8 protein-coding genes are annotated in these 9824 nt (G+C 66.3%); 4 read left to right on the forward strand and 4 right to left on the reverse strand.

All coding sequences use genetic code 11. The features are described from left to right. Positions 1-224: 224 nt before the first annotated feature. A complete protein-coding gene (ndk, locus tag K8I61_20785) occupies positions 225-644 on the forward strand; it encodes a nucleoside-diphosphate kinase (protein ID MBZ0274481.1) in 420 nt (139 codons plus the stop codon). 217 nt (positions 645-861) lie between these two features. Here ndk and K8I61_20790 read toward each other — a convergent pair whose 3' ends face one another. Then, a complete protein-coding gene (locus K8I61_20790) occupies positions 862-1977 on the reverse strand; it encodes a phosphatidylserine decarboxylase (protein MBZ0274482.1) in 1116 nt (371 codons plus the stop codon). Between the two features lie 159 nt (positions 1978-2136). On the opposite strand from K8I61_20790, the gene K8I61_20795 reads away from it, so the two are divergent. The 3 genes from K8I61_20795 (at position 2137) to K8I61_20805 (ending at position 6461) form a co-directional block, all read left to right on the forward strand. Then, complete coding sequence (locus tag K8I61_20795) at positions 2137-3525, forward strand: hypothetical protein (protein ID MBZ0274483.1); 1389 nt, start codon at positions 2137-2139, stop codon at positions 3523-3525. A gap of 192 nt (positions 3526-3717) precedes the next feature. Then, positions 3718-4998, forward strand: a complete 1281-nt coding sequence (gene hemL, locus K8I61_20800) for a glutamate-1-semialdehyde 2,1-aminomutase (GenBank protein ID MBZ0274484.1) — start codon at positions 3718-3720, stop codon at positions 4996-4998. 173 nt (positions 4999-5171) lie between these two features. Beyond that, positions 5172-6461: an aminopeptidase gene (locus K8I61_20805; GenBank protein MBZ0274485.1), complete on the forward strand. Its 1290-nt coding sequence runs from the start codon at positions 5172-5174 to the stop codon at positions 6459-6461. Positions 6462-6504: 43 nt separating this feature from the next. Here K8I61_20805 and rsgA read toward each other — a convergent pair whose 3' ends face one another. The 3 genes from rsgA to K8I61_20820 form a co-directional block, all read right to left on the reverse strand. Continuing rightward, entirely contained in the window at positions 6505-7455 is a 951-nt protein-coding gene (rsgA, locus tag K8I61_20810; GenBank protein ID MBZ0274486.1) for a ribosome small subunit-dependent GTPase A, read from the reverse strand. 152 nt (positions 7456-7607) lie between these two features. Further along, entirely contained in the window at positions 7608-8771 is a 1164-nt protein-coding gene (locus tag K8I61_20815; GenBank protein MBZ0274487.1) for a hypothetical protein, read from the reverse strand. Then, on the reverse strand, positions 8768-9824 hold a 1057-nt coding region (locus tag K8I61_20820), incomplete at its 5' end, for a hypothetical protein (GenBank protein ID MBZ0274488.1). The genes K8I61_20815 and K8I61_20820, both read right to left, overlap by 4 nt.

A 9824-nucleotide genomic window follows, 5' to 3' on the forward strand; every position in this document is an offset into this window, starting at 1 on the left:
CCATGGGGTCCATGATGTCCATCCGAGCACGGGCACGGGCACGTGACTTGTCCGTCTTCGGAGCACGGGCCAATATTCGCGCGGCGCGTTCCGTCCTCTTTGCTCGTTCCTCTTTTCTCTCTCCTCGGTAGCCCGTTGCCTTCCCGCGCCAATCCGCCTATAAACCGCCCGCGCCGGGGCCGATCCGCGCCCCGTGCGATCCACGGAATTTGAAGGAGTCGGACATGGCGATAGAGCAAACCCTCGGCATCGCGAAACCGGATGCCGTTGCCAACAATTACGTCGGGAAAATCCTCGCGCTCGCGACCGAGCGGGGCTTTTCGATCCGCGCGCTGCGCATGCTGCGGATGCCTCATGCCACCGCGCAGGCGTTCTACGACGTGCATCGCGGCAAGCCGTTTTACGACGAGTTGACGCAATACATGAGCGAAGGCGCGTGCGTCGCGTTCGTGCTTGAAAAGGACAACGCCATCGCGGACTGGCGCACGCTGATGGGCGCGACGAACCCGGAGAAGGCCGACGAGGGCACGATCCGCAAGCTCTACGCGGAGTCGTTCACCAAAAACGCCGTGCATGGATCGGACAGCGCCGAAAACGCGGCTCGCGAGATTCAGTTCTTCTTTCCGGCGTCCGAGGTTTTCTAGGCGGGGCCTGAGGATCGGGACGGAAACGCCATCCCGATCCGAATTGGCGAAGTCGGGTCCGCAAACGAAGTCGCCCCGCCCCGAGCGGGGCGACGAAGTGCGCGGTCGATACCGCCCCGGCAAAAATCGCGTTCGTCCCGGCGCGAAACCGACCGCGCACTTCGCATTCGCGAATGCTTCGATTGCGGCCCCGACATCCCGAAGGCTCCATCAATTCCTACCCGCGCGTTTCGACCCGCCACATGTCGCCGTCGCGATACGCCGTCATGCGCCGCCCGATATCGTAGCGATCCGGGGCGGCGTCTTCGCCGGGAAAGGCGATGACGTCGCGCGCGTCGAGCTTCACCTCCGCGATCGGCCGGCCCGTCATCTGAGGCCCGTACACCGCCGCACCCGCGTCGCGATATTGCAGATCGACGATGTCCGGACACGCGGTCACGCGCCCGCGTTCGAACAACGCGACGACGGTGGAGCTGCCGGGCGCGAAGTATCCCATCGGCTTGCCGCGTTCGATGAAAAGCCCCTCGGCGACCGATTGCGCCTCGTCGTAACCACGCGGCGAATAGCGCATCACGATCTTGCCGATGACAAGCGCCGCGACGGGCACGACGGCCACGAGGCCCACGCCCGTGCCGCCGCCGGCGTCCGTGTCGATCAGGGTCACGTGGCGCGCGTTTTCGGCAAGCAGGCCCGGCCGCGCCCGCACCGCGCGGGGGTTGACGCTGTGGTAGCGGCCCGCGACGCCGTATGCCGCGGCGACGCGCCCGGCGACGGGCGCGTGGAACCAGTGATAATCCGGCGGCGCGAGGCGAAACACGAAAAACGTGCCGCCCTCGAAGCGCGCGGCCCAATCGGCAACGCGGCGCGCCGACTCACTCGCGGCGGGACGGGTGCGCGCCCCGAGAAGTCCGGCGGCGGTGAAAAAAACGCCCTTGGCCTTAACGCCGCGATCGAGATCGCCGCCGATGACCTTGGAATCCGCCGGCGACACGACGACGTTTTCCGCCGGCATCGGCCGCGCGTTTTCGTAGTCCAGCCGGCGCAAAAAAAGGTCCGTTCGCGAGGCGAACGAGGCGGGATCACCGAGCACGCCAGTAAGGTCGATGGCGTTTTCGCGCGCGAATTCCGCGACGCGCCCGCGCGCCCAGGGCGCGCCGAACGTCCAATACGCGAGCAGCCGCGAAACAGAGGCGCACGCGAAAAGGCGCGCCGCGCCGCGCCCCGCGGCGCCGTTTTCGTACAGCAGGCGAATGAGGGCGTCGGCCGCGACGGGCTCGGTCTGGCGGCCGCGCGTGTAGCGGTCCAGGTGGATTCCGGGTGAGGCAAGCGGCATGGCGCCCGGCAGATTAGACGCACGGGGCGCGGGGATAAAGCGGCCGGAGAGCCGGCGCGCGTTTTTGGCGGACGGTTCGACTTTTTGCCGGGAACCGATCTATCCTCAATCCCCATGGCGCGGCGGATCGGCGGACATCCCCTGGGCCGAAAGCCCATTGTGCATTCGGCGGTGGAGGGGGCGTTCCTGCTCCTTGTCGCCGCGGCTTATCTGCCGCTCGCCGGGCACGTCGGCCTGCCGGGAGGATCGATCGCCCGCCCCCTCATCGGCGGCGCGATCGTCGTCGGCGCCGCGTGGAAGCTCCTCGCGCGGCGCGGCGCCAGCATCCTGCTTCCGCCTTTGCTTCTGGTCTCGCTGCTCTTTGCCCCGATCTCGCTTCTCGGGGCGCTGTCGCTCGGCAGCCTCGCGTTTGTGGGCGCCGGCGTGTCGATCGCCGTCGGTGTCGCGACGCTGTTTCTCATCCGTACCTGGGGCAAAACGATTTTCGCCGTCTTGCTCGTCACCGCCGTCGGCTCCGCGTGGGGATTCGTGATCGGCGAATCCCCATCCAACGCGGGAGACTGCGACCTCAAGACGGCCGCGATCTATCGCTTTGGCGGCGAACTTGTCGAGGGCGGCCTGCCGCATGCGATCGCTTGCGGCATGCGGCGCGATCTATATGTCACGCATCCACGCAGCGGAACGATCGAAAACGTGACCCCCGAAAGTCGCGTCCCGGTGGCGAGCGACGCGCCGTCGTTCGCGCTCGCGGCATCGCCGGAGGGCGACGCGATCGTATGCGCCACAAGCGCCAAACCCGAGCGCAGCGTTCTTGCCGGACTTGGCGCCGCCGCCCTCGGATCGGGCGGCGAGTCTCTCACGCGGCGGGCCATTCGATTCGACATCCGCGAATTTCACGAGATCGAAACCGCGTCGATGGAATGGGCCGGCGGCTGCGGACGCGCGGTGTCGGTGGGGTGGGATCCCATCCGGCAGAACTTCGTCATCCTTTGCGCCGAGGGCCGGTCGCTGCTATTCCCGAAAGCCGGGCGCGATGTCGAGGAGATCGCGCGCCGTCCCTCGGGCATGGCGATCAACAATCTCATCGAGCGCGCCTACGTCACGGATCTGTTCGGCGTCAGCGCGGTGGAGGTGGACCTGGCGACGCTCGCGCCGCTGCGCAAGATTCCGACGGGCGTCTCTTCCGCGGGTGTCGCCGTTTCGTCCGACGGCCTGACGCTCTTCATCGGGCGGCCGATTGGCGGGACCGTCGACGTCTTCGACGCGGTGACGCTCAAGTACCGGCGCTCCCTGCCGGTCATGCGCGGCGTGGGCATCGTGCGCGTCGATGCGTCCGGGCGCTACGTCTTTGCCGCGAGCCCCTGGCGTGGAAGCGTCGCGGTGTACGACACGAAAAGCGATCGAATGCTCGGCCCGTATCCCGTCGGCCGGCCGATCCGCGACATGGTGTATTGTGAATTGACGCGCCAACTCTACGTCAGCATGCCGTGCGGCGTGCGTTATCTGACGGTGCCGCTGCTGGAGGAGGAAGCGGAGAGTAGGAAGTAGTAAATAGGAAACAGGAAACAGGAAATAGGGGAGAGGAAATCGATCGCCCGGTCATTTGGCGCGCTGGTCTTGATTGTCAGAGGTTTGTCTTGTCCATTTTGTCCGTCGCGTCGTTCCGTCCATGATGCCCGAGGCTCGTCGCCGGGCGCGTGCGGTGTCGCTCGCCGCCTGTTGATTTGGGAGGAAAGAATCATGATTCGCCCATCGTCGGAACGCCTTTTCGAACGCGCGGGCCGTGTGCTGGTTGGCGGCGTGGATTCGCCCGTCCGCGCATTTCGCTCCGTCGGCGGCACGCCCGCCTTCATCGCGTCGGGCAAGGGTGCGCGGATGACGGACGTGGACGGCAACGACTACATCGACCTTGTCGGCGGCTGGGGCCCGCTCATCCTCGGCCACGCGCAACCGGATGTGATTGCGGCGGTGATCGACGCCGCCAAATCCGGCCTGTCGTTCGGCGCGTGTCACGAGATGGAGCATCGCCTGGGCGAGGAGGTCGTCGCGCGAATCCCGTCCGCCGAGAAGGTTCGTTTCGTCAATTCAGGAACGGAAGCGGCGATGGCCGCGATCCGCCTGGCGCGCGGCGCGACCGGGCGCGCGAAGATCATCAAGTTCGCGGGCTGCTATCACGGACACGCGGACGCGTTTCTGATCGCGGCGGGCTCCGGCGCGCTGACGTTCGGCGTACCGGATTCGGCCGGCGTGCCGGAGGGCGTCGCGAGGGATACGCTCACCGCGCCATACAACGATCTCGACGAGGTGAAAAAGCTGCTGGCTGCGAATCGCGGTCACGTTGCGGCGATCATCGTCGAGCCGGTCGCCGGAAACATGGGCGTGGTTCCGCCGGCCGAGGGCTTTCTCGAAGGGCTACGCGAGGTGTGCGTCGAGCATGGCGCGCTTCTCGTGTTCGACGAGGTGATGACGGGCTTTCGCGTCGCGCGCGGCGGCGCGCAGGAGCGGTTCGGCGTTCGCCCGGACATCACCGTGCTCGGCAAGATCATCGGCGGCGGCATGCCCGTCGGCGCGTATGCCGCGAGCGCGGATCTCATGGATCGCGTCAGCCCGCTTGGCCCGGTCTATCAGGCGGGTACGCTGTCCGGCAATCCGCTCGCGATGGCGGCGGGCCTGGCAACGCTGACGCGCCTGTCGCCGGATGTGTACGAAAAACTGGAGCACGCGGGAGCGCGGCTTGAGGCGGGACTCATCGAGGCGGCGAACCGAAACGGCGTGGCCGCGACGGTCAACCGCGTCGGCTCGATGATCACCCTGTTTTTCTGCGAGGGGCCGGTCACGGACCTGGCGAGCGCGAAGACATCCGACGCGGTGCGTTTCGGCCGTGTTTTCCACGCGATGCTCGACGCGGGCGTGTACCTGCCGCCGAGCGCGTATGAGGCGGCGTTCATCTCCGCCGCACATGGCGACGCGGAGATCGACGCGATCGCCAAGGCTGCGGAAGGGGCGCTGGCTGGCGGCTAGTCGAACGGCCGGACCGAATGGACACCATGGACTTTATGGACGGGACCGACATTTCCGCCGTGTCCACTGTGCACCGTCGTTTTACGATTTGTTCCTTCCAGATTCCTGCCTGCGTTGACGCGCACCGCGCCATTTCCTAGCGTGCGCTCGTCATTTTCCCCGGGGGGTTTTCCATGCTCGATCCGCGCGTTCGCAAGCTTGCCGAGTTGCTCGTCGATTATTCGGCGCGCGTGAAGAAAAACGACATCTGCTTCGCGACGGCGATCGGCGCCGAGTCGCTTCCGCTCCTGCGCGAATTGCAGCGCGCGTGCCTTTCGCGCGGCGCGGCGATGTTCGACTACGAATACCTGGACGTCGAAATGCAGAAGGATTTCTACGACGGCGCGACGAAAGAGCAGATCGCCTATTTCCCGCAACACAAACTCGACCTGATGAAGCAGGTGGACTGCTATTTCGCGGTGCGCGCGGCGGAAAACTCGATGGTCTTCGCGAACGCGAACCAGAAGGCGCTTGCCGCGCGGCAGCGCGTTCTCGCGCCGATCCTGAACGAGCGCGTGGACAACACGCGGTGGGTCGTCACCATCTTCCCGACGCACGGCTTCGCCCAGGAAGCGGGCATGAGCAAGACGGAGTTCGAGGACTTCTACTTCGGCGCGGTTCTATACGACTACGAGGAGTTGCAGCGCCATCAGGCCCGGCTCGCGCGCCTGATGAACGTCACGGACAAGGTGCGCATCGTGGCGTCGGATACGGACATCACGCTTTCGATCAAGAACATCCCGACGATCTCGTGCTTCGGCGACCGCAACATCCCCGACGGTGAGTGCTTCACCGCGCCGGTGCGCGATTCGGCCAACGGCTACGTGACGTTCAACACGCCGTCGATCTATCAGGGCCGCGAGTTCGCGAACGTGAAGCTCACCTTCAAGAACGGCAAAATCGTGGACGCGACGTGCGCCGGCAAGACCGCGGAGTTGAACGAGGTTTTCGACACGGACGAAGGCGCGCGCTACCTCGGCGAGTTCGCCGTCGGCACGAACCCGAAGATCCGCCGGCCGATGCGTAACATCCTGTTCGACGAGAAGATTTACGGCTCCGTGCACATCACGCCCGGCCGCGCATACAACGAAGCCGACAACGGCAACCGCTCGTCGATCCACTGGGACATGGTGAAAATCCTGACCGGCGACGGCGACATGTTCTTCGACGGCGTGCTCGTCCAGCACAACGGCGTGTTCGTGCACGAGGAATTGCTCGATCTGAACCCCGCGCCCGAGCGCAAGATTGCCGAGCAATATCTCGCAAGCAGGGCCGCGAAGGTAAAAAAGACCATGCCCGCCGCGAAGATCCCGGCCGCGGCCAAGGCCAAACCCGCCGCGCCGAAGCCGTCGAGCAAAAAGACGGGCGCGAAGGCAAAAGCGGGCGCGAAGGAGAAGACGCCCGCAAAAAAACGCGCGCGCTGATCGTCCGCCGAACCGGACGAAACGCGCGCGGGCAATGAGGCTTTTAGTCCGTTGCGTCGAGCGATTCGAGAATGCGCGCGAACGACGCGAGGCGCGCGGCGGAAAGTTCGCCAAGCTTCACCGCCTGCTTGACCGCGCAGCCGGGTTCGGTTTCGTGCCGGCAGTCCCGGAACTTGCAGCGCGCGGAAAGCATGGCGATGTCGGGGAACGCGCGCGTCACGTCGCCGGGCGTCGCGCCGACAAACTGAAACTCGCGCACGCCCGGCGTGTCGATCACCAATCCCTCGCGAAACGGATACGCGCGCGCGACGGTCGTCGTCTGGCGGCCCTTGCCCACGGCGAGATTGAGCCGGCCGACTTTCAAGTCCTCCCCGGGCAGCAACGCGGACAGCAGGTGCGATTTGCCGACGCCCGAATGACCCGTGAAAACGCTGACGCCGTGCGTCGCGATCCGCGCGATCGCGTCGACGCCGTCGCCGGTCTTGGCGGATACGAGATGCACATCGACGCCGGTTTCGCGAAAGGCGAGGGCGCGATCGACCGACGCCGCATCGGCTTCGTCCATTTTGTTGAGCACGAGGACGAGCGGCACGTTCATGATGCGCGCGTAAACGAGATAGCGGTCGGTGAGCCCTTCCGAAAATGCCGGCAGCGACGCGGACTGGATGAGCAGCACGCGATCGACGTTCGCCGCCATCACATGCGCGCGGCGGGCATCCGCGCGGGCCAGCACCTTGCCGCGCGGCAGGATGTCGGTGACGCGCGCCTCGTCGGCGTGCACGAGATCGCCCGCCGCCGCGGCGAGTTTGCGCGGAATCGAGACGATCGCCTCGGTTGCGTCGGCGCGCCGGATGAGGCCCTTGATGCCGTAGTTCGCGAGCACGCGCGCGGCGGATGCGTATTGCTCGTCGGTGAACGCACGTTTCTCGCCGCCCCGCCGGCGCTCGAGATCGCCGACGCGCTCGCGAAAGGCCTCGACCTTTTTGTAACTCATGGGCTAGTGGGGGCGAGGCGAAGCATGAAATTTTACCGCGAAGACGCAAAGAAGCGCGAAGCCCGCAAAGACGCCAAAAAAAGTATTCCTTTGCGTTCTTTGCGTTTCCTTCGCGCCTTGGCGGTAAAAATGCGATTCATCCCACGCTCGCGTCACGGTACGTTTGAAAGCCCGAAGTCGTCCTCGAACTTCGTCGTCCAACCCTGGATCTGCATGTCGTCGGAGACGTTGCGCCCGAGCGTGACCATGCGGAATTCGAACCACGATCCGGCGCCCCCGAGCTTTTCGCGGCGCGCTTCCTCGTCGGCGATTTTTTCCTTGATGTCGCGGTAGCGGTCGATGGCGGCGGGGCTTTCCTTGTAATACGCGTCGATGCCCTGCTCGCCGGCCTGCTGCTCCATGCGCGCGAGCACGGCGCGGTAATTCTCGAGGCGCTGGTCGATCTTCGCGGCCTCCGTGCGATCCTCGAAATTGTTGTCGTTGCCGCTGACCGAAAGCGTGACCAGGCCGGCCTCGCGGCCGCGCGGCGGGATCTGGAAGACGGGGATACCCTCCCGGCGCTCGACATCGCGCGTGAAGCGGCGCGCCCCCGCGCCCGCGAAGATGAACGAGGCGCCCTTGGCGGCCTTGGCGACATCATCGAGTTCGTCGTTGGTCACGTTGGCAAGCACGATGACGATATCCGCCTCGGCCTTCGCATCCTTGACGGCGCGCTCGACCGCGGGTTTCAGCGGATCGATGCGGACGCCGTCGTGCGCGATTTCCTTGCCGCGCCAGGCAAACTCCGGGCTCGCCACGCCGACGATGCCGACCTTTTTCCCGCCCGCGGAAACGACGCGCCAGGCGGGGAACAGCGCCTTGCCCGTTTGCGCGTCTGTCATGTTGGCCGCGAGCATGGGGTATTGCATGTCCGCGGCGAATTCCCGGAACGCGCCCGCGCCGAGCGCGAAATCCAGCGGGCCGGGCACGGCGGCCGTTGTTTTCATGTGATTGAGCGCGCGCACGAAAAGGCGTGCGCGCGCGGTTTCCTGATCGACGAGCTTGTCGTGGATTTGCGGCTCGGCGTGAAACTGGTTGCCGAGGTCGAACACGAGCACGTCCTTGTGCGCGCGGCGCTGCGTTTCGATGAAGGCGGCGCGCTTGCTGAGGCCGCCCGCGGGATTGTTCTTGCATCCGCAAGTCGTGTATTCGCCGACGACATCGCCGGAAAAAACGACGAGAATTTCGTTGGAGTCGTCGCTCGCGGCGCTTGGCGCGCACGCGGCGGCGGCAACGGTCAGCAACAGGACAAGGACAAGGGCGGCGATGTTCTTCATGGCGATTCCGGTTGGCGTGTTTTTGCGATCGGGGCGAACACGCGATTATAAGGAATGTCGGAAACAAGAGGAAAGAGGGCGACGCCGCACGGCACGCCGCCGAGCGCGGCGTCGATGGCGCGGCGCACCTCCCAGTCCGGATACGGCTTGCGCGTTCGCGCATCGGCGACGGGGATCGCGATGACGATGTCCTTCGGGTCCGGCGCAAGTTCGAGCGCGCGCGCCGCGAGACCGGAAAGCCACTCCGTCTTTTCCCCGTCGGGCACGGCCTCGGGCGACGCCGGGCGCCACGTCGCGCGGATGAAAAGGCCATCCGCGCCGGCGGCGAGCATCGCCTCGGCGTCGACGCCAAATCGCGCCAGTCCGTCCGCCGGATCGAGAACGGCCATCGCGGGCACTTCGACGAAAACCCGTACGCCGGCGTTGGCCTTTTTCGCCGCCTCGACCGCGCGCCGGACGATTTCAGCAAGGCGCGCGGCCTTGTGCTCGGCGTACGCCGCGTAGGGCTCGAGGCGCTCGGGCGTGGCGGCCCCGTCCTCGACGATGGTCGCGCCGAACATTGAGGCGGGGTCGGCGCTTGCGTTCGCCGGCGATGCGAACGCCTCGCGCGCGCTTGCCGAGAATCCCTGTTCGGGCGCGAGCGTCAGGCCGGAGATCACTAAAAGCGATGCGCCCGAGAGCGCGGCATCCGCGGCAACGCGCGCGATGGACTCGGCCACCGCGTCGGAAAACGGATCGAGGCGGCGCGTCGATTCAACGACGCGGCTCGAAAGCGAGAAGCGGCCGTCGAATGCATCGTCGCCGGCGGCAAGAAACGCGGCGTCGAGCGTTTCGAGATACCACCCGAAACGCAGTTGCGCCGCCGGGCGACGCGGGACAATTCCGGCGCGAGATCGGCGACAAGCGGCGCGGCGTCCGTCGCGAAAAAGGCGCCCTCGCGCGTCGCGGGCTCGCGCGCAAGCGCATGCGGCGGCGCGCCGGCCGAGACGAGTCCGTGCGCGATGAGGGTCGTCGCTCCGCCGGCGCGAAGCGGCACGAGCGCGGCGTGCAGCG

Source organism: bacterium (assembly GCA_019912885.1).
Classification (GTDB): domain Bacteria; phylum Lernaellota; class Lernaellaia; order JACKCT01; family JACKCT01; genus JAIOHV01.

Excerpts from the sequence above, each read along its gene's own strand:
- K8I61_20790 (MBZ0274482.1), bottom strand. The coding sequence starts at position 1,977 with ATGCCGCTTGCCTCACCCGGAATCCACCTGGACCGCTACACGCGCGGC.
- hemL (MBZ0274484.1), top strand. The coding sequence starts at position 3,718 with ATGATTCGCCCATCGTCGGAACGCCTTTTCGAACGCGCGGGCCGTGTG.
- K8I61_20805 (MBZ0274485.1), top strand. The coding sequence starts at position 5,172 with ATGCTCGATCCGCGCGTTCGCAAGCTTGCCGAGTTGCTCGTCGATTAT.
- rsgA (MBZ0274486.1), bottom strand. The coding sequence starts at position 7,455 with ATGAGTTACAAAAAGGTCGAGGCCTTTCGCGAGCGCGTCGGCGATCTC.
- K8I61_20815 (MBZ0274487.1), bottom strand. The coding sequence starts at position 8,771 with ATGAAGAACATCGCCGCCCTTGTCCTTGTCCTGTTGCTGACCGTTGCC.
- ndk (MBZ0274481.1), top strand. The coding sequence starts at position 225 with ATGGCGATAGAGCAAACCCTCGGCATCGCGAAACCGGATGCCGTTGCC.